1 pseudogene is annotated in these 233 nt (G+C 73.0%); it reads right to left on the reverse strand.

The annotated features are described in order from the left end of the window. Positions 1-233: pseudogene (locus ACQG3P_RS24465) on the reverse strand (amidohydrolase); the annotation flags it as partial.

Below are 233 nucleotides of genomic sequence, written 5' to 3' on the forward strand. Positions count from 1 at the left end.
TGTCACGACCGCGACGTCGCGCGGGTCGACCTCGCGGGAGGCGATGGTCTGCAGACGCATGACGGTCGCCGCGGCCATGACCACGGGGTCGATCGTCGAGTGCGGACGAGAGCCGTGGCCGCCGCGTCCGTGCAGGGTGACGGTCAGGCCGTCGGATGCCGCCATCTGCGTGCCGGGTCGCACGCCGATCGTGCCGGCGGGGAGCGGGGTGACGTGCTGGCCGAGCACGATGT

The organism is Stenotrophomonas sp. SrG (assembly GCF_050031795.1).
GTDB lineage: Bacteria > Pseudomonadota > Gammaproteobacteria > Xanthomonadales > Xanthomonadaceae > Stenotrophomonas > Stenotrophomonas rhizophila_A.